Raw genomic sequence first — 25,435 nt, 5'->3', positions numbered from 1 at the left:
TAGGAGCGAGCTTGCTCGCGAAAAATCTCAACGATAACGCGCGCTTCCAGGTAAAACGTGGCGTGCTGAAGTGCTTCGCGAGCAAGCTCGCTCCTACAGAATAGCGGTTCAAATAAGTATGAAAAGAAGCAAAGACACCTTTGCCTATCAGGCGGTGTACCGCTACCTCATCGAGCTGATCGAGGCCTGCCCTGCCGACGGCGCACGCAAATTGCCGTCCCTGCGCCAACTGGCCCTGCGCCTGGGCGTGTCGGTGTCGACCACCAAGTACGCGTATGCATTGCTTGAGGAACAAGGGCGGATCCAGGCCAGGCCCAAGCTCGGTTTTTTCATCGTCCCGAACTCGGCTCCCGCCATCAACCCAAATTCATCCCCCCTGCTCGACCAGGTCTTCGCCAACGCACGCCAACCCGGCATGCTGGCCCTGAGCAGTGATGCGCCGGCGATGCTGCTGTCGCTGGAGCAGCCTTTGTTGATGCTGGAACGCGAACTGACCCGGCAGTATCCGCGATCACTGGCACCCCTGTATCTGCCAATGGGCGAGCCCGAGTTGCGCGCCGCCTTGGCCGAACGCTATAGCCGCTCTACTGACCATTACTGGCAAGCCGACCAGGTGTATATCGGCTCGGATTTGCAAAGCGTGTTAGAGGTCTCGCTCAATGCCTTGGAACTGGCCGGCACACTCGCGTTGGTGGAGTCACCCTGTTCGTGGGCGATCCTGCGGCAATTGCAGGCGGCGAAAATCCGTGTGATCGAGATGCCCCTCGGCGCAGATGGGCGTTTTGACCTGGGCGCTCTGAACACGCTGCTCAAGCGTGAGCCGATCCGCCTGGCGGTGCTGTCATCGACGGTGAATATGCCCCAGGGCGGTGTGATGCCCGCGCAGGATAAACAGCAGATTTGCCAGTGGTTGGCCGAGCGGGATATCTGGCTGTTCGAAAACGACACCTACGGCGAGCTGTACTTTGGCCCGCAACCGGCGCGTTATCGCGACTACGCCGCCCCGCACAAACTGCTGGTGTTTTCGACCTTCGACAAAGTCATCGGCTCGGAAGCACCCTACGGCTATGTGCTGTGTCGCGGTGCTGGGGCGCCGTTGCAGCAGCTGTTCCTGGAGCGCGGCTTTCGCCTCTCGCCGATCCGTCAGAAAGCCATCGCCAAGCTGTTTGCGTCCAAGCGTATCGACGCCCATCTGAAGGCGTTGCGCGCACGGTTACTGGCGCGCATGACGCAGCTCAAAGCCCTGCTGTTAACCCACGGCAATGGCCAATGGCAGGTGGTCGAACCCCACGGCGGCGCAAGCTTCTGGCTCCGGGCCAGCCGCCCGGTGGATATGCGCCAGGTGTTCGCGCACTTGCTAAGCCAGCGCATCGTCATCGCCCCCGGCGAACTGTTCAGCCAGCAAGGCGCCTGGCCAGATCACCTGCGCCTGAGCTACACACTCGACTGGAGCAAGGACATTGCCCAGGCCGTCCAACTACTGGCCCAGGCGCTGCGTCAAAGCCCGTAGCAGTGCCGGTCTTCGGGAAAACGACCCTGGCGCACATCGTCGGCGAAACGCTCGCAGGCATCGCGAATCACCGCCCCCACATCAGCGTATTGCTTGACGAAGCGCGGCATCGAGCCGCCGCCCAGGCCCAGCACATCCTCGGTGACCAACACCTGGCCGTCACACGCAGGCGATGCGCCGATGCCGATGGTGGGTTTGCTTGAGTCCAGGGTGATCTGCCGGGCCACACCTTCGGCCACCCCTTCCAGCAGCAGACTGAAGGCCCCCGCTTCCAGGTTGGCGCGAGCATCGGCGACAATCACCGCAGCGCTTTCAGCGCTCAGGCCCTGAGCCTTGAACCCGCCCATGACGTTGACGAATTGCGGCATCAGCCCCACGTGGGCCATCACCGGTACACCTCGTGCAACCAGGAACTCCACGGTGCCGGCCAGGGCCTGATTGGCCTCCAGCTTGACCGCGTCGCAACCGGTACGCGCCAATACTTGGGCACAGTTGCGAAAAGCCTGCTCATACGACTCCTGGTAACTGCCAAACGGCATGTCTGCGATCACACAGGCCAAGCGTGTACTGTCGACCACCGCACGGGTGTGGCCGATGATTTCTTCCAGCTGCATGCTCAGGGTCGACGCCCGGCCATAGCCGACCATGGCCGTGGAGTCACCGACCAGGATGAAGTCGACGATCGGATCGATCAGCTTGGCGATAGCGCTGGAGTAGGCGGTCAGGGAGACGATTTTCTGCTGCCCCTTCATGGCGACCAATTGAGGGACAGTCATGCGTTTGGTACGGGTGTGAATGCTCATCGGGGCTTTTCCGTTTGCGCTGGATACTCGGCCCGATTATTGGCGAAACGAAGGACGATTCAATGCACAGATCAGCGCTAAAAAGCGACCCAGGGCCCGGTCACATTTGCTGAAACTGGTATCATCCGCGCCTTTCCCTCTCAGGCTCCGCGACATGAACCGCCAGAAAAAACTTCAGCAGCTCTTCAAGGCCAAAGCCAAAAAGGCCAGCGCCAAACTGGCGCCGAAAAGCAAAGACAAATACATCAGCAAGGCCGACCGCTTGAAGCTGGCGACCGAGGCCGGTGAAAACCCTGTCACGCCCCTCGAGACGCCTGCTGAGTAAGGCGCATGGCTGAAGGGGTGGCCGCTTCATATTTGCCCCAGATACGCCGCAGATGCCGCGCCGAACCAAAGCCTGCGCGCTCGGCCACGGTTTCAATGCCCAGGTCCGACTCGGCCAGCAGTTCACGGGCCACCGCCAGGCGCAGGCGGTGCAGGTAGTCCAGCGGGCTGATGCCGACATGCTCCTGGAACAAGCGCCCCAGGTGGCGGCTGCCGGTGCAGGCCAGGGCGGCCATGCGGGTTACGGTCCAGTCCTCACAGGGCGCCGCGGCGATGGCGTCCTGCACCCGATGCACCGCCGGATGCAGGTGATTACGCCCGGTTATCCAGGGCGACAACTGCGGGTCGCTGCCGCTGCGGCGCAGGTAAACCACCATGTCCCGCGCTACCGCGCACGCCAGCCGTGGCCCGGCCAGCTCGGCGACCAGGTGCAGCATCAGGTCGATACCGGCCGTGACACCGGCGCTGCAACTGACCGGACCATCGGTCACGTACAAGCGGTTTTCCAGGACCCGGGCCTTGGGCGCCATGGCTTGCAAGGTGGTGCATAACGAGTGGTGCGTGGTGCATTGGCGCCCATCGAGCAGCCCGGCCCTGGCGGCACTCAATGCGCCGGCGCATACGCAGATAAGGCGTTCAGCCGAAGGCGCGAAGACGCTTTGCAACCAATGGGTCAATTGGTTGCTGGCTGACTCGAACGCCTGCTGTTGCGCCTTGTTGGCCTTCATCGTTGAGCCCACCAACACCACCAGGGTGCCGGGGGCCAGGGTCGGCGGCAGTGGCGCCAGCCCCGTCAGCGGCAACCCGATGGAGGTGTGCAGCGTTGCCACCGGGCTGACGTACTGCAAGTCGAAATCCACCGCTGCCGGGTCATCGACCTGGGCGGCCAGGCGCAGCACTTCGGCAGGCCCGGCCAGGTCGAGCATCAGTACGTTTGGCAACAGCACAAACAGCACCGGCACACTCATCGATTCACCCCGCCAGGGCCTGGGCGACCGTCACGATGCGGGCGAAGCGGTCATCGAGGACCAGCTCCGTGCGTTCGCGAATCTCGGCCGGCGTATAGACCCGGCCGCTACGCGCGTGGGTCATCGGGAAGGTCAGCGTCGCCTCGCTGACAAAATCCACCTTGAAGCCACTGTCGCAAGCCTGCCGCGTGGTGGTCTCGCAGCATTGCTCGGTGCGGATGCCGCTGATGATCAGCGTGGCGACGCCCATCTCCACCAGGCGAGCGGCCAGGGGCGTACCCGCAAAGGCACTGTGGTAGCGCTTGTGGATCACCAACTGCGGATTGATCGACAGCTCGCTCAGTGCCCTGACGTTGCCCGATTGCATGGAGAAATGCCCCTGGTCTTCAACATGGAAGACTTGTACCACCGGGACGCCCCGCTGAACACAACCATCGATGAGGGCCTGCTGTTTTTCCAGATAGTCGGGCAGGTCATTTTCGGACCAATAGGTTGAATGACGGAACGAGTGCTGGGCGTCGATAACGATCAGGGCTTTACGGCTCATGGGCAGTCCTTTTGGCTTGCATCAGTGGGTGAACGATGCAAGTCATGGTAAGGACAACCCACAGCGCACGACAGGCGCAAGGCAGACTACTTCAGGACGGATTCGGACATGTCACCGGGCACGCCATGGCACAACGACTGCCGGGTTCGAAGCCATGGGCGTACTCATCCGCCAGGATCGTTTCCAGACGCGGATCACTGTGAGTAGCGAAGCCCAGGCGCCGGTAGAACGGTGCATTCCACGGTACATGCACAAAGGTGGTCAGGGTCACTGCATGCAGTTGCTGGGCGCGGGCGTGGTTCATCGCCGTTTCCACCAGCCTGCGCCCCCAGCCCTGGCCTTGCAGCGGCCGGACCACGGACACTTCATGGATATGCAGCTCGTCGCCAAAGCGTTCTGCGCTGAGAAAACCCTGGGGTTGGTCGTGGTGATCAACCACCACCCAACAGGTCGATAGCGCGATCCACTGCCGATGGCACTCGACGCCAATCGACGCGGCATCCGCCAGCCAAGCCAGCCCTTCGATTGCGCGAAACGCCTGAGCCGCGCACTGCTCGATGGCGGGCAACAAACCGGCGTCTTGCGTACGCGCCAGGCGAATGTGGGCGGACTGCTCAGCAACCACTCAATGCCACCTGGGGCCGTTCGCCGGCAAAGAAGAAGGGCCGCAGGCGCACACCCACGCCATTGCCGATAAACGCCGCCACCAGCCACACCCAGCCATGCAGGCTGCCCGAGGCGATGCCGCTGAAATAGGCGCCGATGTTACAGCCGTAGGCCAGACGCGAGCCGTAGCCGAGCAGCAGGCCGCCGATCACGGCGGCGATCAACGAGCGTGCCGGAATATTCAGGCTGGGAGCGAAACGCCCGGCCAGGCCAGCGGCCAGCAGCGCGCCAAGGACAATGCCGATATCCATGACGCTGGTGATGTCTTCCCAGACCGGCGCGGCCAGGGCCTTGGCATTGCCCGGCATCTGCCAGAACGCCCAACTCGCCACATCCACACCCAGCCCGCTCGCCACTTTGGCGCCCCACAGCGCGAACGCCGAGGTGATGCCCCACGGCCGCCCAGCCAGGGCCAGGGTGGCGTAGTTGAGCAGCGCCAGGCCAATCGCGCCCCACACCAGCGGCCAGGGCCCACGCAGAAAACGACGCAGCCCTTGATGCTCGCTGTGCACGCCTTGTTCAAGCTGGCCGTGACGGCGCTTTTCCAGACGCACGGTCGCCACCGCAATCAGCGCGAACACCGCCAGGCTCAGGACCAGCGCCGGCAGCACACCGAAACTTTTGACGATGGAAACCGCCGGCAACGACGGCAACGCAAACCACCAGTCGACGTGGTGGGTGGCGATCAACGAGCCACAGATAAAGAACAGCAGCGTCACCAACATGCGCGCATTACCGCCGCCCACGGTGAACAAGGTGCCCGATGCACAGCCGCCACCCAGTTGCATGCCGATCCCGAAGATAAACGCCCCGAACACCACCGACACACCGGCCGGCGCCACCAAGCCCACGACCGGCTGGCCGAACAAAGTGCCCGCGCCCAGTGCCGGGAAAAACAGCAGCACCGCCACCGCCAGCATCACCATCTGCGCACGCAAGCCGGCGCCACGCCGATCATTGATAAACACGCGCCAGGCCGAGGTAAAACCGAAGGCAGCGTGGTACAGCGTCAGGCCCAGCGCGGCGCCGACCACCAGCAACAACACTTGGCGTGCGCCAACGGTGTTTTGCAGGAACAGGGCGCCCGCCACCAGGATGATAAAGGCTATCAGTGGCGCTGCAGGCTTGCGTGCAGGCGCCAGGGAAAGGGAGGTGCTCATGGGGATCTCGATGGGTTGGAAGGAGGCCAGTATAGCCCCAGACGGAACTTGATCAGGCGCAGGCATTGCCGAGAGGCTCATCGTTTGAACCACCGCCTTCGCAGCCTCGCTGGGGCTCGACAGCTCCCACAGGGATTAGCAGTGCTGAGTTGATCTCGATTGGCAAGGCCATTGCGCCAAACACAACTCCCGACAACAACACCGCCCAAATGTGGGAGCTGTCGAGCCCCAGCGAGGCTGCGAAGGCGGCGGCACAGGCACCCTCTTCATCGCCTGAACTACCGCTTTCGCAGCCTCGCTAAAGCTCGACAGCTCCCACAGGGGATTGGCAGTGCTGAGTTGATCTCGATTGGCAAGGCCATTGCGCCAAACACAACTCCCGACAACAACACCGCCCTAATGTGGGAGCTGTCGAGCCCCAGCGAGGCTGCGAAGGCGGCGGCACAGTCAACCCTTCATAGCCTGAACCATCGCTATCGCAGCCTCGCCAAAGCTCGACAGCTCCCACAGGGGGATGAGGAGGAATGACTAACGCTGGCTGATCGAGGTCCACGCCGCTTCAGCCAGCAGCTCACGGTACTCAAAGGGGCTCTTTTTGACCTTCGCCGACAGCCACGCACGGGAGTAGCTTTCCGCCGCGCCAATGATCAACGAAGGGATAAGTTCTGCGGGCAAATGGCTGAAGTGTTCCTTGCGCCCTTCCCCGCCCATCCACTCCTTCAACTGCTGGTTGCGCTGCTTGTTGCGCGCAATCAACTCGTCCTTGAACGGGCCGTTGGACACGGCAAAACGGCTTTGGAAAACAAACCGCGCCCAGTCCGGCTGGGCGGTGACCCATTCAACGTAGCTGTACACCAGGCCGACCACACCGGCGTGGGCCGTATCCGCCGCTTGCAGGTAGTGGTCACGCAGGCTGGCCTGGTCTTCCAGCGCAGCAAAGAACAGCGCGGCGACCAGCCCTTCCTTGTTGCCGAAGTGGTGATAGATAGCGCCCACGCTGGTGTCGCAGCGCGCACGGATGGTCTCGATGTTGGTCGCCTCGATGCCTGCCTCGTTAAAACAGGCCAGCGCCTCACGCAGGATGGTGCGCTTGAGGTCGCTGCGCCTGCCGGGGAAGGTGCGCTCGATGAGATCGATGGAGTGCATGGGGGGAACGCCAAATCAAAACAGTTTATAGGCTGAGCGACCGCCAGAGAAAGCTCGGGTTGACAGGCACGGAATCTACAGAATATTGTTCTGTTACGGAATATTATTCCGCAACTAAGCCTTGAGGATATTCGTATGAGCCAAGCACTGAGCATGTTCAATAGCGTAGGCCCTGCCGCATTCAGCAACCTGGCGTGCCAGATGGCACCCTACTTCAGCACCATCACTCCCGAGATCGCGGAACTCAAGCCCAACCATGCAGTGGTCACCGTGCCGTTTCGCAAGGAAATCACCAACCACCTGGCTTCGGTGCATGCCATTGCGCTGTGCAACGCCGCCGAACTGGCCGGCGGCATGATGACCGACGCGTCGATCCCCGCTGGCGCACGCTGGATTCCCAAGGGCATGAGCGTGGAATACCTGGCCAAGGCGAAAACCGATATCCGCGCCGTCGCCGATGGCAGCGCTATCGATTGGCAGACCGCGGGCGACAAGATCGTGCCGGTAGAGATCTTCGATGCGGGCGGCGTCAAGGTCTTCACTGCCCACATCACCATGAATGTGAAGCTCGCTTAGCCCCTCAGCCGGCACAGGCGGTATCAGCGACACGGCATCTGCAAGGCGTGACTGAACGCGTGGATGTGGTCGACGATGCGCTGCGAAGCGGTGCGGATTGCGGTGGTGGTATTGCCGGCGATATGCGGCGTCAATTGCGCACCGGCAATGCCCGCCAACGGCGAGCTGAAACGGTCTTTTTCCAGGGCGAAGGTGTCAATGGCGACCGCCTTGATATGCCGGGGAAACCGGATCATGAAGGCGGCCAGTTGCTGCTCGTCGACGATGCCACCGCGAGCGGTATTGATCAGTATCGAACCCTGGCGCATGCGCTTGAACTCGGCGCTGCCGAATAAGCCGCGAGTCTGCGGGGTGAGCGGCACATGGATCGAAACGATATTGGCCTCATCCAGCAACTGTTCCAGGGTTTGCCTGCGTTGCAGCCCGAGGCGGCGCGCCTCCTGCTCGGTGAAGCGCTCGGACCCGGTGGCAATCACCTTCATCCCCAAGGCGCTGGCTTTACACGCCACCTGCTGGGCAATGCTGCCGGTGCCCACCAGCCCGAGGGTGAGTTCGGCGTATTCAGCAGCAGGCGCCAAGGTGCCTTTTGACCAGTGGCCTTGGTGGGTTTGCGCGTTGTAGTGGTCCAGATCCCGAGACAGAAACAACGCCTGGGCCAACACGTATTCAGCGACAGCGGTCGCGTTGGAACCCGGCGTATGCAGAACCGTCACTCCCGCCTGCTCGCACGCCTGTCGGTCGATATGGTTGAGACCGGTCCCGGCCTGGGCGATGGCGCGCAGCGGTATGGGCAACCCGGGTGAGCTGGCGGCGCGAATCAGTTCGCCGCCCAGCGGGATGTTCAAGCGCGTCTTGAACACGCTGTAACCCCCAGCCTGATACACCGCTGCGATAAAACCCCGCTCATCATGGCCGTTGATATCGGCATACCCGATGCGTGCGCCGTAGCGCTGCTGGATGCTGTGTTTATCGGTGAAGTAATAGAGGTTAAGGACGACCGCCAAGCCCAGTTCAAGGAATCGATCGATTTCCTCATAGAGCAGCGGCGGACCGGGCGCGTCAAGTATCAGCGTGGTGAATGCCATGGGGTTTGATCCTTTTGAAGGCATCGATAACTCAAACAATGGTTGCTTGATTGCCGCTTCGAAGACCGCATTGCCCAAGGCAGCCGCCCGCTTCGACCAATAAAGCATGGTCCTGATTTTTCGGTAAAAGACCTGTTTGGAATAAAACGAAAGGGAAAAAATCATTGGCCGTCAAAAAGAACACGCCTGCGCTCCATGACCATAATCGAGGCGTTTAACTTTTTGATTAATCAGGGCTAAATAAAATAATTCGAAAACGTCTTACTCAAAGGAAAATCTCGGCCCCCATAGCGTGCGAGAGAAACCTGAAAAAATCTTCATAACCCTTGAACGTCAGCCAAATGAATAGGCGAAGCGCTTGCGAGTCCTATCCATCGGCATATTCAGGAACATACGCCCCGGTGAAACGGCGCGCCCCTAGCTCAGAAGGATCTCTATGCAAAGCCTCCCGTTCTCTGCGTTACGCCTGTTCGGCGTGCTGGCAGCCATGGTCTGTGCGCTGTTGACGACGCAAGCCCGTGCCGATTACACCGACCTTTCCCTGACCCATGAAAAAAATATTCAGTCCTACGTCGTGAATGCCGACGGCAGCTTTGTACTGGATGTCGAACGGGTTATGCGGATCAATGAAGAGCGCGCGATCACCTCCAACGCCCAGCGCTCGGTCACCTACAACCGCACTCTGGAAACCCTGGATATCGTCGAGGCCTACACCCTCAAACCCGATGGCCGCAAAGTCGTGGTAACACCCGACCGGATCAAGGAGCAGCAGGAGCTTGAGTCTGCCCAGGCGCCGATGTTCCAGGACTCGCGGGTCAAGGTGGTGATCTTCCCGGAGCTGCAAGTGGGCGATCGGATGGTGTTGCGGTACCAGCGCCATCGCAATACGCCATTGTTTGCGGGGCAGTTCGAAGACCTTTTCTCGCCAGATTTCTACCAGAATGAACAGGTGCGCCTGAGCTACGACATGCCCGCCGAAATGAAGCTGTACGCCGACTCACGGGGTTTCAAGGCGTCCACGCCAGCCAACGCCAACGGGCGAACGGTGTACCGCTGGGACTTGGAACAAACCAAGAAAAACCGCGTGGAAGAAGGCTCCGTTGCCTACACCGACTACGGGCAACTGCTGGCCGTATCGACGTTCACCGACTACAAACAGTTTGCCCAGGCCTACGCCGCACGCGCACAGGTAGAAGTGACCCCGGCCATGACCCAACTGGCCAAGGAACTCACCGCCAACCTCGACAACTCACGCAGCAAGGCCCTTGTGCTGAGTGATTGGGTACGCAAGAACATTCGCTATGTGGCGGTGTACGTCGGTGCCGGCGGCGTAGTACCGCATTCAGCGCAAGCGGTGCTGGATAACCGCTATGGCGACTGCAAGGACCATGTGGCCCTGCTTGAAGCGCTGCTCAAAGCCGTCGCCATTGAAAGCTCGCCCGCCCTGATCAACGCCGGCAACGCCCACGTACTGCCCAAGGTGCCAACCCTGGGGGTGCTCAACCATGTGATCACTTATGTATCCAGCCTCAATCTGTACCTGGACTCCACCGCGACACCCATCGCCGCTGGCTACCTGCCTCTGCCCGAACTCGGCAAACCGGTGTTGCTGACACAGACCGGTGAACGTACACAAACGCCGTCCGGCCAACCTGGCAAAGTGAACACAACCATAGCCTTCAAGGTCAACGCCAAAGGCGCTGCAGACTTTACCAATGACTCCACCATCGACGGTTGGGGCGCAGAGTTTAACCGCTTCATGCTCAAAGCCATGCAGCCGGCCGACCGCAATCAGTTGGTGCAGCAGATTCTGAGCATGTATGGGCAATCCGGCAGCGGGTTGATCGAAACTGACGCCTTGGACGGCACTGCCAATACCTTCAAATTCGCGATTAAAGGCCACACCAGCAACCTGGTGAACCTACCTGGCCCGACCGGGGTGCCTACCCTCTCCAGCCTGGCCGGCGGTATTGGCCAGAGCGTGTTTTCCTTGATCGTCGAAAAGGAACGCACTCAGGCCTTCACTTGCCTCTCAAGTGAGATCACAGAGGTAGCGCGCCTGGAGTTCCCCGCCAAGGTGAAGATCCTCGCGGTACCCAAGGTTGTGTCGGTGAAACAGGCAGGCTTCGACTATCGCTCGACCTATGTGAAGAAGGCCAATACGGTGCTGATCACCCGCCAATATGTGTTTAGCAAGCCAGAGATTCTCTGCACCCCGGAGGATTTTGCGGCCATGCAACCGGCGATTGAAAGTATGGTCAACGACTTGAAAAGCCAAGTCATTGTGCAGACGCTGTAACGCCCTCGCCCTTCTTGCGTGTCAGTGCTGACGCACTGGCGCGCGGGAATCGTGGGCTGCGATGCTGAGGCGCGGGTATAAAAACCGCTCCCCACCCAGCCGTCGCTATTGTGAAGCGCTATCTGCCTTTAATGTTCTGACTCGACAGCCCGCACGCTCGTAAAATCAAGAATGACCGTAAACCTCTGTTGCTCACGGATCACTTCAATCTGCCAGCCCAGCTTTGCGCACAATTGCCGCATCAACTGCAACCCTAGCCCATACCCAAAATCGTCGGACTCCTGTCGCGGCTTGGCCTCGCGGACGTGATTGGCAATCATCAGCCGCGGGTATTCGAAACTGATGTCTACCGTGCCCTCTTCTGCGTATTGCAGCGCATTGCGCAGGAAGTTGCCGATCACGATACGACACGCCGTAGGGGGCAGTCGGCAAGGTTCGGTGTGGATGTCGATGCTTAGCTTGATATCCCGATTACCGATCAGGTAGCGGTGCTTCTCAATCAGTTCGCCGACTACCTCGCTCAGATTAACGTCTTGCTCGGGCAGCGATTCGGAACGCTCGCGGCTCATCCACAGCAATGTCTCGGCAATCAGCTGCATGTTCATCACAGAGCGTTCTATACGTTGCAAGGAAGGCGGCAGCACACCGCCCGATTGCAGGGCCAACAATTCGATATTGGCCTTGAGCACCGCCAGTGGCGTGCGCAGTTCATGGCTGGTGTAGCGCAACAGGCGGCCTTCACGCTGGCTGGCGGCCTGCACCTGCTCAACACTTTTGGCCAGGGCATCGGCCAGCATATTGAACTCCTTGAAACTGAAACCCGGCCGTGTGCTGGCCAGGGCATCAGGGTCTTTGAGTGTGCCGGACCATTGCACCAGACGCCCCAGCGGCCGAACCAGCCACCAGACCAGCAAGGCGATGATGATCAGCGCCGGCACGAATACCGCCAGGCTGATGAACTTGACACTCTCTATGACCTGATCGAAATAGGCGTCAGACAACGGCGTCTCGACCTCACCCCCGGCTTCCTTATCGTGGTCGATGTCGTACATGTAGAGGGTTTTGCCGTCACCCAGGGGCTGTTCGAGGATGATCTGGAAAGGCTCGTCGTCGTCATCGGAATAGAGATCGCCGAAGATATTCACCGCACCGAAGGACAGGCTCGGTGGGGTATCGAGCAACTCACGCACGTCCTGCGGCAATGCCTGCTTGCCGATGACGCTGGTATAGAAGTAATTGTGCGGCGTCGGCGTGGTCGGGTCCTGCTTGTAGTGCCGGAGAAAATATTGGGCTTCCTCCTCCATCATCGCGCTGGCGGTATAGAACAGGCCGCGCACGGTAAATTCAGGCAGCAGCTTGCTGTAGATCACCAGCACCACCGCAATCAAGCACAGGAAACTGCCGCTGATTACCCACTTCAGACTCAGGCCGTTACGCATGGGGTTTTACCTGAATGCCGACACCCGCCAGGGTATGGATCAGCGGCCGGCCAAAAGGCTTGTCCACGGCCTTGCGCAACCGATGCATATGCACCTTGAGCGTATCAGTGTCGGGTGGCTCGTCGCCCCAGATCTTCGCTTCCAGGCGTTCTCGAGAGACCGGCTGTGGGCTTGCGCGCATCAGGTTTTCCAACAAGGTCCAGCAGATGGGCGACAAATGCAGCTCCTGCCCTGCGCGGCTGACCTTGCGGGTGGTCAGCTCCATTACCAGGTCATCCACTTGCAGGCGACTGGTCTGGCCGCTGCGGCGCAGGCTCAGGGCGCGAATCCTGGCGACCAGCTCGGCCAGCTCGAACGGCTTGACCAGGTAGTCGTCGGCTCCGGCAGCGAAACTGGCGAGCTTGTCCTGCAGCGCGTCCAGCGAGGTCAACATCAGGATGGGCGTCTGGATGCCCTGCTGGCGCAACCGATCACATACCTGCTGGCCGTTCAGTCGCGGCAGCATGATGTCCAGGAGGATGACGTCGTAATGCTGATTGAGCGCCAGGTTAAGCCCGGTCTGACCATTACTGACGTGGTCGCAGACAATGCCGCTGATCTCCAGATACTCGATGACGGTGGTGGCCAGATCAAGGTTGTCTTCGACCAGCAGCAAGTGAATATGCACGGGGAAAACCTCGAACAGGGAGTGCGCAGAGGTTTGCAGGATAACGGAACTCGAGCTGCTTTCTGCTGACGTTTACCTGACGTTAACCCACTGCTGCTTAAGCTAAGGCTTCTCTTATCCAGAGCTCGCCCTCGCCATGAACCTGTCTTCGATGATCAAAGGTGCCCTGCTAGCCTTGATTTTCCTCGCCCTGCTGGTGGGTTTCCTGCCGCCGGACGCTCAGCGGGGGCGCATGGGCGGCAGCGGCTGGTTTCCGATTGGCCAGAATGCCGAGCGCACGGGATCGAGTTATGTCGCCAGCGCGTCCTGACGACATCGGCGCCAGTTATGCCGCCCAGTTGGTCGCGTGCGTGGTGCTGATTGTTGGCGTGTCGGTTTCGGTGGGTATCTATATTGCTCGCTTGAATGCCCACGTCGATAAGCAACGAGAGCTGGCGCCGGTGTATCTGCACGCCTGCCCCGAAGGTCGCGGGGGCTTTATTGTCTACCCGGATGGCAGGCGCAGCGGTGACAGTTGTTATAGAGCCGATGAAGGGGAACCAACAGGCATCGACGAGGCGCAGAATCTACAGGCTCGCACAGGGCTCTCAAGCGCGACGAGGTGTGGGGAGCGCCTTGTTCATCGAGAAGATCACACCTGCCAACGAAACCGCCAAAATAGCGATAATGACCCATGGAAATGACGTCGACCCAGCCTGCGCCAGCAAAACGCCCCCCACGACGCCACCACCGGCAACCGCAGTATTCCAGGCCGTGGTGTACATCGACTGGGCGACATCGACGGAATCGCCAGCCAAGCGAGACAATGCCGTCTGGGTAATCGTTGCAAATCCTCCGACAGCCAACCCCCACACTGCAACAGAGGAATAGATCATCGCAGGGACACTACCCCATAGCCCGAGCGACAGAGAGGCTAAAGCAAAGATGAGAACGCTGGCGATGATGAGAAATTGCAACCGACGATCAATGGTTGCGCCTACAAGCCACAGGCCAACGATGGAACCTAGCCCGAAGACAAACAGAACGACATCCAACTCTCCAGCCAGCCCCGACGTGTCCAGAAATGGCTCGATGTAGATGTAGAGAACGTTGTGAGCGACAACGAACGTGAAAACAACGAAGAGCACTGATCGAATACCCGACTTCAGGAACACATTAACAAGGGACTGACGTTGCTCCTTGGTCTGCCCAGGAAAATCCGGCACGGTGGCCATCACCCATACGATGAGCAATAACGCCAATACGGTCATCAGGCCAAAGGCGCCTTGCCAGCCAATTGCTCGCCCCAGCAGGGCTCCCAGTGGAACCCCCAACACGAGCGCGATCGTAGCCCCAGCACCGGAAATGGCGATTGCCCGTCCACTCAAGTGACTGGGCGTCATGCGCACCGCATAGCCTGCCAGCAGCGACCATACAACGCCGCCAAATACACCCGCAAAGAAACGCGCCACCAGAGAAACCATGTAATCGTCAGACAGCGCAGTGACCAAATTCACCACGGCAAAGCCAGCGATTGCAGTCAACAGCAGCGGGCGACGACGCATGCCCTGTGTCAAAAGCGTCAATGGGATAGCGGCGATCAACGCGCCCACCGCATACACGGTGATGAACTGCCCCGCCAGGCTTTCCGATACGCTCAGCCCTTGCGAAATTGAGGAGAGCAACCCGGCAGGCATAATCTCCGTCAGAAGCGTGATAAAGGCTGCCATCGCCAACGCCAAAAGGCCGGCCAGGGGTAGCCCTGGGCTCAGAGTGTCAGGGCTGGAAAAACCAGCCGTATTGTTAGACGTCATCAGATATCACTCCTTTATTCACCCAAACCACACCCATTTCCCGACAGTCGCTGCGGACGCGAGTACAACCGCAAACCTGCGCGCGCGCCGCAGCCCCGTCTAAATCTACATAATCCATCGGGATGTCCTTCTAACGGTTGAAGACGCCGTGCTGCCCCTTTTGCCGGCCACCTGCATCCTATTGGGCAAATATGAGTGTGGCCTACCTCATGGAAGTGAAAAACAGGGTAAGGTTCCGAACATCTATGACAGGTAAGTCAATAATAGGCAGGGTTTATGGAGAGTTTGGGTGTTCTGGATGTGTTTGTGCGGGTCGGTGAAACGCGAAGTTTTACCGCTGCCGGGAAACAGCTCGGCATATCGGCATCGGCAGTGAGCAAGGCAATCGGCCGTCTGGAAGAACGACTGCGTGTACGGCTATTTCATCGGTCAACCCGTACGGTCAGTCTGACGCCTGAAGGGGCGCAGTTCCTGGAGCGCTGCCGGCGAATCCTCCACGAGGTCGAAGCGGCAGAAAATGAATTATCTCGATCGCAAGCCACCCCCTATGGAAAGTTAAGAGTCAGTGTGCCGTCCGTGGGCATGCTGTTCATGCCGGCGTTCGCAAAATTTAAACAGCGTTATCCAGACATCGAACTGGATATTGACTGCACGGATCGATTGGTAGATGTGATCGAGGAAGGTTTCGATGCGGTTATCCGCACGGGCGATCCGACAGATTGCCGGTTGATGGCACGTGAAGTCGGCACCTACCGACGTGTCATTGTCGGATCCAGCGCATACTTCAAGCGCGCAGGCGTGCCCCATAAGCCGGAAGACTTGAGGCAGCACGCGTGCATGTTATATCGCTACCGCAGTACCGGGAAGTTGGCCAACTGGCCGTTAGGTCCCAGCTTCCCGGCCAACCTCGAGCTGCCCATTAGCATGATAACCAACACCTTGGAACCGTTGGTCACGTTTGTTGAACATGGCCTTGGGATAGCGTGCGTGCCTGATATTGCGATCAAACGTCAGTTGGCCGACGGAACGCTGGTATCGGTATTGGAGAACTTCAATGAGGACGTTACTACCTTTCGGGTGTTATGGCCTTCGAGCCGTCTCTTGCCGCCTAAATCAAGAGTGTTCATCGACTATATGGTAGATAACCTCTTTCCTCTATAAATAAACAGAAGCTGTACACGCTATGCGCCAACCACGGTTTGTCCGGCTCGACGCTGACTGAAACGACTGCTGCGACGTTCATTGGCTTACCTCTGAAATCAGAGGATTAGAGATGGCGTCCAAATCCAGACAAAAAAGCCTGCATCCCTGCAGGCTTTTCTCTATCTGGCTCCACGACCTAATCCTACCTTCCGGCAATGGAAACGGAATCCGGCTACGCAACGGGTCTCCCGTGGCGCACGTACATTCCTGGGCAATCTCTGCAAGATCACACTCCAACTGATCGAGTGGGAAATAGCGTATCCACAACAAAGCCGTCCGGGCTGATCTCTTCCTTGATTGTCGATCCATTCAATCGATTTCAATACATATAAAATATGCATAATGAAAACATTCATGGTTCAATTCGATAACGCAAAAAGCATCTCCAACCAGCGCAAGCACAGAGGTGTAAGCCTTGCTGATGCAGAACCGGTGTTTTACGACGAGGCAGCCCTAACCATGCAAGACCACGATCACGGAGAAGAACGCTGGGTGATCATGGGCACAGATGCAAAGGGACGCGTATTGGTGGTGGCCTACACCTATCGCGATCCCAATTTCGTACGCATCATCAGTGCCCGGCTTGCATCCAGAAATGAACGGCGCCAGTACCTGGAGGTTTGAACCATGAAAGACGAATACGACTTCAGCAACGCCAAGCGCGGCGCTATCGCGCAGAATAAAGGCAAAACCCGCATTACGATCATGCTGGACGATGCAGTGATCTCAGCTGCCCGTGAACGTGCGGAAAATGCCGGCACCGGCTATCAAACTGTGATCAACAACCTGCTGCGACAGGCGTTGGTTTCCCAGGATGCACATAACCTCGCGCCTGCCTCGAAGAAACAAGCCAAAACCCTGCAGGTCATCAACAATGGAATCAGCGTCTCGGAGGTCAAAGCCTTGGAACAGCAGTTGATAGCGCTCGCTGGAGAATTAGATCGAATACTTGCCAGCCCAAAACCTACCAAATCAAAAAGCAAATCTATCTGAGCCGAAGGATTAGCGATGGCGTCATGGGAAGCGCGCTATGCGGTTGGGTTATCGGGCCAAACAGTATTGGGCTCCGCGGTCTGAGTGATGGATCAGTGGCAGCGTGCTTCGGCGTTCGCCAACTGCCTTTTCCATCGCCTTGATCACCGACTCGGTATGCAAGCTCTCATGCACATGATGGCCTACGATCTTGCGCGAGTAGGCGTCTGTCACCAGACTCACATAAACCACGCTTTCGTATACGAATGGTGTTTCGAGAAAACGGGGTTGATTGAATGGATCAAGATTTCATCCGTTCAAGCAAGGATGCACAGCTCAAAGGGTGGAGATCTTCAGTACTACCTAGGATTAGCCTACGTTCAAATCGAGAGCTACGGCCTGGCAGCGATTTATGCGGCACTTACCTATCTAGCGAGGCTCTTGATTCTGACGCTGACCATCCCCCTGTTCCTGATGGCAGCGTTCACAGGCTTGGTGGACGGCCTCGTACGACGTGACCTCCGACGGTTCGGTGCCGGGCGAGAGTCAGGATTCATTTACCATCGGGCCAAGATGCTAATCATGCCACTGATGGTTGCGACCTGGATCATCTATCCCGCCCTTCCGATGACCGTAAACCCGATCTTAATATTGCTCCCCAGTGCTGCGGCGCTCGGGTTTATCGTGAGCATCTCCGCAGGAAGCTTTAAAAAGTACCTCTAACAGCAACGCATGGAGATCTCCTCAGTTTTTTTGTCCCGCGCTACTCCCTGAGCGTATCGCGCACGCCAACGTCTTGCGTATAGAAAGTGCTGGCGCCTATGAGCTTGCAAGATGTCCAGAGTTTCCGGGACAGCTCACTCCTCCCCTCCTTATTCCTCATACTTTCGGCTTTTCTCGCTTTTTTTTGCTTTCAAAAACGTCACAAAACCTATTTTTTGATGCAAAATTCCATGAATTGCTAGGCATCAATACCGAGATGCCAAGCCCTAATATCGCAAAGGACTACGATGCTTTCTCCTGAAGTCAAAAAAGAAGTCGCTAACCTCTGGGATATTGTTTCATCCTCAGGGCTAGCTCCCTCACCCTTTGTAGCGCTTGAGCAAATTGCGTGCTTAATATTTCTCAAACACTTGCATGTGATTGATATCAAACGGTTGAAGGCTGGCATGCCCCAAATTGCTCAGAGGACTTCGCTGTACGACGCAAGGCATCCTTCAGGGCAGCTATCGTGGTGGGAGGACTTACTTGCGCAAAAGGACACTGGAAACCACCTTACTATGGTCACGTTTCCACAGCTCCGGGCCCTTGAGAACTCCCTGTCAAATCTAAAGGAACACTCAAGGCCGTTTGAGCTTAACGGTTTGATGAATGATGCCTACTTTCAACTTGATCCGACCAAAACAGAAGCTCTCCGCCGATTAATCAATAGCATTGATACGCTATTTAGCGATTCCGCTTCTGATAAAAATAGCCGCCACACGCTAAGCGAGTTGTTTGAACATTTATTCTTGGAAGCTTCGCAGAATAACAAAATCGGGCAGGTTTGTACTCCGCCGCACATTGCACGATTTATGGTATCTCTTCTAGCCCCTGCTCCGCATCAAACTATTATTGACCCTGCTGTGGGCACAGGCACTTTGCTAGTTAGTGCGCTTCATTACTTACGCGAGAGCGATCCAGATCCTGCTGACAGTTCAGACTTATTAGTTGGGATCGACCTAGACCATATCCAAACCCGTATAAGCTGGGTCAACCTTATGTTGCAGGGGGTCAATTCCCCTAGATGTTTACAGGGTGACAGTCTCTTAGAACAGTCATCAGAAGAGCCATCAGGGGCTTTACTTAACAAACAGTATGACTTCGTCTTAGCCGACATACCATTTGGCGGCCGACTACCAGCCCAAAGCTCAACGTCCTCATCTACAAAGACCAAAAGTACCAATCGGATAGAATTACTTTTTATTATACGCGCATTGAACTTACTTAAGCCGGGAGGCCGTGCGGCGTTGATAGTACCACAAAGTTTCTTGTCCGGCGAAGCCGAAGCCCAAGTCAATGTCCGCCGCGAATTACTGTGCCACCATAAAGTCGAGGCGGTAATTCTCCTACCGGGCAAGGTTTTCGCTCCATATATTAATAATAGAGCTGCTGTATTGGTAGTCAGAAAATTTATGGATGGGCATATCCCACCGACACGTTCAAATGAAGCCCCTAAAACTCGTGCCGTGTGGTTTTACGAAGTAAGCGATGATGGAACTTCTAATAGGCATCGCAAAGACGGTACAGCCAAGATTGAAAATGATCTTCAAGACGCAACGACCCACTTTAAACATCGAAAGTTAGACCCTAAAGTTTGGCAAACCAACAAAAATATCTATTTCCAATCTCAAGACAATACTCCATCTGAATCTTTGTTCCCTCAGACGACTAATACAGCCAGACGCGACGCGAAAAGAATCAAACAATGGGAAATCCCTGTACGCTCCTGGCTGGAAAACCCTGAATTTCTTAGTAAAGACGGTCAATTTCTTAGTTCACATGACGAAACGGGGCGCGTGCGAGCCGAATATGAACAACAGATGACTCCTAAGCTTTACCTATCGGACACTCTCGATAGCACGCTGCTTCAGAAGGATTGCATCGAAGCGCAAAATTGGAGTCTAGAACTGAGTCGATACAAACCTATGGAACAACCACTCTCAGTGGATGATAAATCAGTAATTGAACTTATAGACGAACTAGAATACATCGAACAGAATATTCTTTCTAGCCTTAGCGAACTTCGCCAAAACTTAGGCTACAAGATATGAGCCTTCCATCCTCATGGAGAGAGGTCAATCTACTGGAAGTTTGCGAACTCAATCCCAAACTAAGTCGGGCAGACTATCCTCCACCAGAAACCGAGATTAGCTTTGTACGGCATCGTCATATCCAGCCAAATACAAGCAACGGCATTGACTACCAAACGCAGCCATTTGGAAAATCTTTTACTAACGGCGTGTGGTTTCGCAATAATGATATTCTAATAGCGACTCGCGGATCTGGAACACTGACTTGCGCGCTTGTTGCGAATATGCCCACAGCATTAGGAATCGCAGAATACTTTATCAATCTCCGGCATGGCGAAGACCTAATGCCTGAGTACCTACTACACTTCGTACAACAACCTTGGTTTCAAACTGCAGCAAAGGCAAACAACCGCGGCACGACCCACCAACTAACAATTCCCATACAATTCTTTCGCGACATGAAACTTCCACTACCCCCTCTTAATGAACAGAGGGTTTTGGTGGAATTATTCAAGAAAGGGTCACTGATTCCCTATGATACGGCATTAACTCGAGCACGCGAACTAATAGAGCTACTGGCACAGGCGCTTATGCTAGCTGGCAGACAAGCGGCTACATGGCCAAAACAAAAATTATCCGAAGTCTGTTCTCTTAACCCCACCAGGGCTAGACCGAGGGAAGTCAACCAGAATCCTAATGTTCATTATTATGCGGCTTCCTGTGTGCACCCGCTGACCCACGTTGTGACTCCTGAAAAGACCACCACAGATGTTCTTTCACAGTCTTGTAGCGAAGTACGTGGATATGACGTGCTTTTCGGTACAATCGCTAATTCTCTTTCTAGCAGTCCCGCAGGCGTCGTCCCTCCACAGAAGGGAGTGCTACATTTCGCTTCGAGCGCTTTTCAAATATTACGTCCTTCTGACGTAATTCTTCCGGATTATCTCGCAGCCTTCATGCGCCTCCCCTGGCTGCGCGATCAGACGCGAAGCATTCGTGGAAACCAAGGCCGCTTGTCTCGAGCCCTATTTGATCGCATTGAACTGCCTCTTCCTCCAATTGGCGAGCAGCGCGAGATTCTCGATTTGCTGAGCAAAGTCCCGACAACACTAATGCAAGATGCGGTTGAAAAGGCCAAACTACTTGCGCAGGCAATGTATAGAGAAGGCTTCACTGGTCAACTGTCTCGGTCATGGCGCGAGGCTTACAATCAAGTATCGACACTAACAGCCTCAGTACGTGAATTGATACCCTCTGCTACACCTGCCCCTGAAGAGCTATATAATCCTGCGTCACGCACCGCGCGACACAAAGTGTTAGACCAGCTCTCCACAGTTCAACTTCGAGTGTGGGCATTATTGTGCGACCGACGTCATCCTCTTTTGATAGACGATCCCGATACGGTTGCTACGTTCTGCTTGGGCCTGCAGGCGGACCAGGAAATTACCCCTGTTGCCCTTCGACGAACATTGCGACAACTATCGGCGTTGGGGCTGATACGGCATACCAGCATTCCTACAGCACAACGCACCTTCATAGCAGCATTCCGCCGATGTCGTGTCGATGAGTTCGGACGCGCTGGCGAAGATAGTACACACCGAGATGCTCAACTGTTTCGCGATGCCATCGAAGCCTCAGACAAAGGAATGTAAATTGCGCCTTCGCTACTTGAATTTAAGACTATACGCCCCACTTAGCGATATTAAGGTCTGTTTCGCTAGTGATACCGCATGGACCGCTTTCTCCATCGACCCTCCGGATCCTTGCGCAATTCATTTCGTGGTGGGCTTGAATGGCAGCGGTAAGAGCCATCTGCTGCGGGCCTTAGCAGCAATTTTTGTTTCGCTTGCCGATGGACGTCTACCGGGCTTTTCTTTCGCTTTGATATATGAACTGGGAGCAGCCAACAACCAACGGACCGTGATATTTAACAGTCCAGGAGCGAGCTCTGAAGCCAGCGTTTGGCAAGCAGAAGACACTATATTTGACAAGTTCGCAGACGAGCAGACCTTCGATACTGCTATTGATGCATTAACTAGTGGCGAAAATGAAAGTTTCACGGCCCGAATTGCCCCTGGTGATTATCCACAAGCTGTAACTGACCTTTTGCCTAAAGTCTTAGCTTATACCTCTGGTTCTTGGGACGCTTGGAGTGAGGTATGGAGACCCCCACTTGAACTTGACGACGAAGGTTTCCGCTTTCAGGAAGGGGAAGACTTTCCATTTGACCTAGAGCGCCCTCCTGGCTGGACTCAGCAAGATGAGGAAAGTCTAGACAACTTCGAAAATGAGTCAGAAACCCTGCCTGCCATGCCACATACCTATGTCGACGCTAGTGACCTCCTCAATCGACCTATCTTGTTAAGTGGAAACCTACCCGACGCTGCCCTGCTCTCTGTCGTATTACAAGGGTTACGGGGTGAGCAAGAATATGGGGAATCTCCATCATTGCTCGCAGGCCTCTATCAGAAAGCCGGGGTGCACTCCCTAGTGAGTGTACGTTTGCGCCTAGATCTTAGTCGGGCACTAGCCGCCCCCCGTGCAATGCTACAAAAAATACACGATGCATTACTGGCCGCAGGTGAGGTAATCGCGCTGCCCGATCCAAATGATCGTCTACGCGCGCTGCACTTTGACATAGGAGCTCCTGTTCCAGCGAGCGCGGACTTCTACGATCAACGTCTTAGACATGCAAACTCACAGGACGAAGCACTCACGCTGCTACTTGGTGAGCAAAGCCAAAGCGCATACAGCCGTTTCAACGAGTTGTCGAGATGGCTGGCAATGGGATTGATTGAAGGTATAGAACTATCTATCCGCCGCAGTGAAAAACCGATAGTCGACGGTGAACTAGACATCGGAATTATGAGTTACTCAGACCTTTCAGATGGCGAGCAAATGGTTTTACGCCGATGGGCGCTTTTTCAATTATTAGCGGAGCAGCAAGATGCGCTTCTACTTCTTGATGAGCCGGAGACACACTTCAATGACGCTTGGAAAAGAGAAATCGTCCACTTCATCGAAGGAGCAATGGGCAAAGATGCAAGCCATGTTTTGATCGCAAGCCACTCGGCCATTGTTCTATCTGATGTATTCGACGAGGAAATCATCCATATCGTCAAGAAAATCGATGGTTCTTCAATCGCACAGAAAGTCAAAAAGCGCACATTCGGAACCGACCCAAGCGCATTAATGATGGATTTATTCCTTACGGACGACAGCATTGGTATGCGGGCCCAACACCGAATCGAAACAATTACAGATCATATCCGTGAGCAAGAGACTCTCACGACCAAACAGATTGCAGATATTAAAAATCTAATATCGCGATTAGGAACTGGCTACTACCGTAGTGAACTTCAGACTTTGATCAAGAGGCACGAGCAAGATGATGAAGAACGCGCGCTAAATCAGACAATCATGAAACTTGGCTCCACTGAATTACGGACGGATCTATTGAGCTTCCTAAATAGTAGGACTCTACAGAAAGGTGATGATAATGCTTAGGCCAATCAGAAAAACCGATTGCGCCGCAGCGCTGAATGCAACCCAAAAGATGATTCAGGGGTTCTCCCTTTGGCTATGCAAACCCAAGTCCTCAGGAGCTACGCTGAACAAGGCTAAAATTGACCGATTAATGCAAACACCTTATGAGTCATTGTGGCTGTGGAACTTCCTTAACTCTACAAAGGAAGGTAAAACGCACCTAGAGCGAGCACAGCACTTAGCCGACTTACCCACGGATAAAAAAAGACACCTTAAAAAATGGATCATAGCGTCAACAAATGTAGAGGCGTATTTTGACTTGATACCGACAGGAAAAAAAATTCCCATCACTCTACCGTTTGCCCAATACACAGATGGAGATATCCACTGGAAAAACCTTAAAGACCTAATGGAGGCGTTTTATATAAAAGGCCTCAAGGAGGGCCTAGCGTATCAACCGAACGGTACTGCAGCCACGAACAAGAAAGAAGCTCTGAACTATCATGCCTTTCGAGATAGTTTCATTGCACTCCACCAGAAAGATAGACATGAATATGCCAGAGAAATTTGTGTAATCTGCAACGGCGAACTGCGCAATGTATCTGTCGACCATTGGATTGCCAAAGCAGCCTATCCATTACTTTCGGTATGTGCCAACAACTTGGTGCCAATCTGCAGCGAGTGCAATCAGTCACCAAACAAGGGAGCGAAGTCGGTGCATACCGATGGCTCGTTCGAAGATTGGTTTCATCCCCACCTCAGACATCCGGATGGGACACTCAATATAACCTACGAGCCAACGAAATTCGGTGTAGTACTAACGAGCACCCGTCCCAGTGACACGAAACGTGTAGAGAACCTCAATACACTTTTCAATCTGGAGCAGCGCTGGACCCGTGAGTTCAAAGGGGAATATAGAAAATTGTACAACTCAATTTTGACCCGCCACCGAAAGACCGGCCAGGAACTAACACTGAAAGCTTTATGTCAGCAGATTGATTTCTGGGCCGATGGGTTGACTATTGGGCAACCTCATTTCGAGGTACATAAAGCACTGGCAGATTCACTTCGCGATGCGAACAGACTGATGGTTTGGCACACTGACTTAATCAAGGAGCTCTAAAGGAGTGTTGGTGCGCTAATCAGTTAACTGCGGAAAAACTTCATATATGCCACTACCCTGGCTGGATATAAGGTGATTAACATTCATTTACCTTATAAATATAACCCTCCTATCTACATCCCAATCACAGCTATCAACAATTTCATTAGCCTAATTGCGCCCCCCATCAATAATCCTCATTCGCCTATCGGCGAATTAAAGTCTTATGAGCATATTGCAGGCAAAGGCAACTCCCCCCTCCGGCCGCAAAACACTGCATTTTCATCCCGTATACCATGCTCAACGCCACCAGCTAAAACCTTCACACAAATTGGCACTTTACGATCATCGTTGCCTTCTGAAATGAAGCGGAAATCAATAGCAAAGTAAAGGCGAAACCGAAAAACCCTAAGCCCTAAATTCTGTTTTCATACTGGAAGCATCACCGCCATGCGAGACACTCAGAACACTCTTCTGCGCATGGATGCCACCGATGCTCTTTTCCTACTCTCTCGGGTTCTCGCCGCGGGCACTCCAGCGAGCAGGCACTCAACAGTACTTGCGATCGTCTGGTTGCCGGAATGGGAAATGCTGGCGTGAAATCTCGCCGAATGAACGCCTCGTACATTCACAACTGGCTATTGCGATGGTTCAACCCAAACCCGCGATTACTGGGCGATTCCGCTGAAGCACGAAGAACCTTTTACCAATTGGCGGCGCTGCCAGAAGAGGAACTAGACGATGAACTGGAGCTCGCCAGCTGTACCGACTTTGCTGAACAACTGTTTGAATCGCCCCGGATTCTTTAGACACCTTGCAAACTCATTGCGTAACGTTTTTCAAACTCTACCGGTGACAGCTGATTGTTGAAACCATGGCGGCGTTTTGCGTTGTAGA

General features: G+C 55.6%; 23 protein-coding genes and 3 pseudogenes. 14 read left to right on the top strand and 12 right to left on the bottom strand.

Annotation, left to right across the window (positions count from 1 at the left end):
* Positions 1-118: 118 nt before the first annotated feature.
* Positions 119-1,510 (top strand): PLP-dependent aminotransferase family protein, encoded by a 1,392-nt coding sequence (locus J1G33_RS27110; RefSeq protein WP_223019120.1) that lies wholly within the window; start codon positions 119-121, stop codon positions 1,508-1,510.
* Here the strand turns inward: J1G33_RS27110 and panB are convergent.
* On the bottom strand, positions 1,498-2,313 hold the full coding sequence (gene panB / locus J1G33_RS27105; RefSeq protein ID WP_223019119.1) for a 3-methyl-2-oxobutanoate hydroxymethyltransferase: 816 nt from the start codon (positions 2,311-2,313) through the stop codon (positions 1,498-1,500). The genes J1G33_RS27110 and panB overlap by 13 nt on opposite strands.
* A gap of 154 nt (positions 2,314-2,467) precedes the next feature.
* Here panB and J1G33_RS27100 point away from each other — a divergent pair, with 154 nt between their 5' ends.
* Positions 2,468-2,638, top strand: a complete 171-nt coding sequence (locus J1G33_RS27100) for a DUF2986 domain-containing protein (RefSeq protein WP_078821893.1) — start codon at positions 2,468-2,470, stop codon at positions 2,636-2,638.
* Here J1G33_RS27100 and J1G33_RS27095 read toward each other — a convergent pair.
* The 5 genes from J1G33_RS27095 to J1G33_RS27075 all read right to left on the bottom strand — a co-directional run bounded on the left by J1G33_RS27095 (position 2,610) and on the right by J1G33_RS27075 (position 7,124).
* Complete coding sequence (locus J1G33_RS27095; protein WP_223019118.1) at positions 2,610-3,605, bottom strand: helix-turn-helix domain-containing protein; 996 nt, start codon at positions 3,603-3,605, stop codon at positions 2,610-2,612. The genes J1G33_RS27100 and J1G33_RS27095 overlap by 29 nt on opposite strands.
* A 4-nt stretch (positions 3,606-3,609) precedes the next feature.
* Positions 3,610-4,152, bottom strand: coding sequence for an isochorismatase family protein (locus J1G33_RS27090; protein WP_223019117.1), 543 nt, complete (start codon positions 4,150-4,152; stop codon positions 3,610-3,612).
* A gap of 91 nt (positions 4,153-4,243) precedes the next feature.
* Positions 4,244-4,777 (bottom strand): GNAT family N-acetyltransferase, encoded by a 534-nt coding sequence (locus J1G33_RS27085; protein WP_223019116.1) that lies wholly within the window; start codon positions 4,775-4,777, stop codon positions 4,244-4,246.
* Positions 4,767-5,978 carry a YeeE/YedE family protein gene (locus tag J1G33_RS27080; RefSeq protein WP_078821897.1) on the bottom strand — a complete coding sequence of 404 codons (1,212 nt, stop codon included), beginning with the start codon at positions 5,976-5,978 and terminating at the stop codon, positions 4,767-4,769. The genes J1G33_RS27085 and J1G33_RS27080 overlap by 11 nt, the downstream gene beginning before the upstream one ends.
* Before the next feature lie 528 nt (positions 5,979-6,506).
* Complete coding sequence (locus J1G33_RS27075; protein ID WP_032880176.1) at positions 6,507-7,124, bottom strand: TetR/AcrR family transcriptional regulator; 618 nt, start codon at positions 7,122-7,124, stop codon at positions 6,507-6,509.
* A gap of 135 nt (positions 7,125-7,259) precedes the next feature.
* On the opposite strand from J1G33_RS27075, the gene J1G33_RS27070 reads away from it, so the two are divergent.
* Positions 7,260-7,700, top strand: a complete 441-nt coding sequence (locus tag J1G33_RS27070) for a hotdog fold domain-containing protein (protein WP_005789870.1) — start codon at positions 7,260-7,262, stop codon at positions 7,698-7,700.
* Positions 7,701-7,723: 23 nt separating this feature from the next.
* Here the strand turns inward: J1G33_RS27070 and J1G33_RS27065 are convergent, their stop codons facing one another.
* Positions 7,724-8,785, bottom strand: a complete 1,062-nt coding sequence (locus J1G33_RS27065; RefSeq protein ID WP_032880175.1) for an NAD(P)-dependent oxidoreductase — start codon at positions 8,783-8,785, stop codon at positions 7,724-7,726.
* A gap of 31 nt (positions 8,786-8,816) precedes the next feature.
* A complete protein-coding gene (locus J1G33_RS27060; RefSeq protein WP_164699537.1) occupies positions 8,817-8,969 on the bottom strand; it encodes a hypothetical protein in 153 nt (50 codons plus the stop codon).
* Between the two features lie 252 nt (positions 8,970-9,221).
* Here J1G33_RS27060 and J1G33_RS27055 point away from each other — a divergent pair, with 252 nt between their 5' ends.
* Positions 9,222-11,084 carry a DUF3857 and transglutaminase domain-containing protein gene (locus tag J1G33_RS27055; RefSeq protein WP_223019115.1) on the top strand — a complete coding sequence of 621 codons (1,863 nt, stop codon included), beginning with the start codon at positions 9,222-9,224 and terminating at the stop codon, positions 11,082-11,084.
* Positions 11,085-11,212: 128 nt separating this feature from the next.
* Here the strand turns inward: J1G33_RS27055 and J1G33_RS27050 are convergent, their stop codons facing one another.
* Positions 11,213-12,523 (bottom strand): HAMP domain-containing sensor histidine kinase, encoded by a 1,311-nt coding sequence (locus J1G33_RS27050; RefSeq protein WP_032880173.1) that lies wholly within the window; start codon positions 12,521-12,523, stop codon positions 11,213-11,215.
* Positions 12,516-13,190, bottom strand: coding sequence for a response regulator transcription factor (locus tag J1G33_RS27045; protein WP_103733734.1), 675 nt, complete (start codon positions 13,188-13,190; stop codon positions 12,516-12,518). The genes J1G33_RS27050 and J1G33_RS27045 overlap by 8 nt, the downstream gene beginning before the upstream one ends.
* A 136-nt stretch (positions 13,191-13,326) precedes the next feature.
* Between J1G33_RS27045 and J1G33_RS27040 the strand changes: the two genes are divergently transcribed.
* Complete coding sequence (locus J1G33_RS27040) at positions 13,327-13,500, top strand: hypothetical protein (RefSeq protein WP_164365968.1); 174 nt, start codon at positions 13,327-13,329, stop codon at positions 13,498-13,500.
* Positions 13,501-13,777: 277 nt separating this feature from the next.
* Here J1G33_RS27040 and J1G33_RS27035 read toward each other — a convergent pair whose 3' ends face one another.
* Positions 13,778-14,983 (bottom strand): MFS transporter, encoded by a 1,206-nt coding sequence (locus J1G33_RS27035; RefSeq protein WP_223019114.1) that lies wholly within the window; start codon positions 14,981-14,983, stop codon positions 13,778-13,780.
* Positions 14,984-15,259: 276 nt separating this feature from the next.
* On the opposite strand from J1G33_RS27035, the gene J1G33_RS27030 reads away from it, so the two are divergent.
* The 3 genes from J1G33_RS27030 (at position 15,260) to J1G33_RS27020 (ending at position 17,179) form a co-directional block, all read left to right on the top strand.
* Positions 15,260-16,144, top strand: coding sequence for a LysR family transcriptional regulator (locus tag J1G33_RS27030; protein WP_103733732.1), 885 nt, complete (start codon positions 15,260-15,262; stop codon positions 16,142-16,144).
* Positions 16,145-16,528: 384 nt separating this feature from the next.
* Positions 16,529-16,810 carry a BrnT family toxin gene (locus tag J1G33_RS27025; RefSeq protein WP_194438812.1) on the top strand — a complete coding sequence of 94 codons (282 nt, stop codon included), beginning with the start codon at positions 16,529-16,531 and terminating at the stop codon, positions 16,808-16,810.
* A gap of 3 nt (positions 16,811-16,813) precedes the next feature.
* Entirely contained in the window at positions 16,814-17,179 is a 366-nt protein-coding gene (locus J1G33_RS27020; RefSeq protein WP_103733730.1) for a BrnA antitoxin family protein, read from the top strand.
* Positions 17,180-17,239: 60 nt separating this feature from the next.
* Here the strand turns inward: J1G33_RS27020 and J1G33_RS27015 are convergent.
* Positions 17,240-17,407: pseudogene (locus tag J1G33_RS27015) on the bottom strand (DDE-type integrase/transposase/recombinase); the annotation flags it as partial.
* A 12-nt stretch (positions 17,408-17,419) separates the two neighbouring features.
* On the opposite strand from J1G33_RS27015, the pseudogene J1G33_RS27010 reads away from it, so the two are divergent.
* The 6 genes and pseudogenes from J1G33_RS27010 to J1G33_RS26985 all read left to right on the top strand — a co-directional run.
* A pseudogene (locus J1G33_RS27010) lies at positions 17,420-17,881 on the top strand (TIGR03747 family integrating conjugative element membrane protein); the annotation flags it as partial.
* Positions 17,882-18,168: 287 nt separating this feature from the next.
* A complete protein-coding gene (locus tag J1G33_RS27005; protein ID WP_223019113.1) occupies positions 18,169-19,971 on the top strand; it encodes an N-6 DNA methylase in 1,803 nt (600 codons plus the stop codon).
* A complete protein-coding gene (locus J1G33_RS27000; RefSeq protein WP_223019112.1) occupies positions 19,968-21,602 on the top strand; it encodes a restriction endonuclease subunit S in 1,635 nt (544 codons plus the stop codon). Before J1G33_RS27005 ends, J1G33_RS27000 begins: the two co-directional genes overlap by 4 nt.
* Before the next feature lies 1 nt (position 21,603).
* Positions 21,604-23,457 carry an AAA family ATPase gene (locus J1G33_RS26995; protein WP_223019111.1) on the top strand — a complete coding sequence of 618 codons (1,854 nt, stop codon included), beginning with the start codon at positions 21,604-21,606 and terminating at the stop codon, positions 23,455-23,457.
* The gene (locus J1G33_RS26990; RefSeq protein ID WP_223019110.1) at positions 23,450-24,559 is read left to right on the top strand and encodes a hypothetical protein; all 1,110 of its coding nucleotides are present in this window, start codon (positions 23,450-23,452) and stop codon (positions 24,557-24,559) included. Before J1G33_RS26995 ends, J1G33_RS26990 begins: the two co-directional genes overlap by 8 nt.
* 500 nt (positions 24,560-25,059) lie before the next feature.
* A pseudogene (locus tag J1G33_RS26985) lies at positions 25,060-25,326 on the top strand (TraC family protein); the annotation flags it as partial.
* Positions 25,327-25,435 lie beyond the last annotated feature (109 nt).

It is taken from the genome of Pseudomonas sp. P867 (assembly GCF_019891455.1).
Taxonomy (GTDB): Bacteria; Pseudomonadota; Gammaproteobacteria; order Pseudomonadales; family Pseudomonadaceae; genus Aquipseudomonas; species Aquipseudomonas synxantha_A.
The sequence above is the reverse complement of the archived record's forward strand: the minus strand, read 5'-3'. Positions and strand labels throughout refer to the sequence as shown.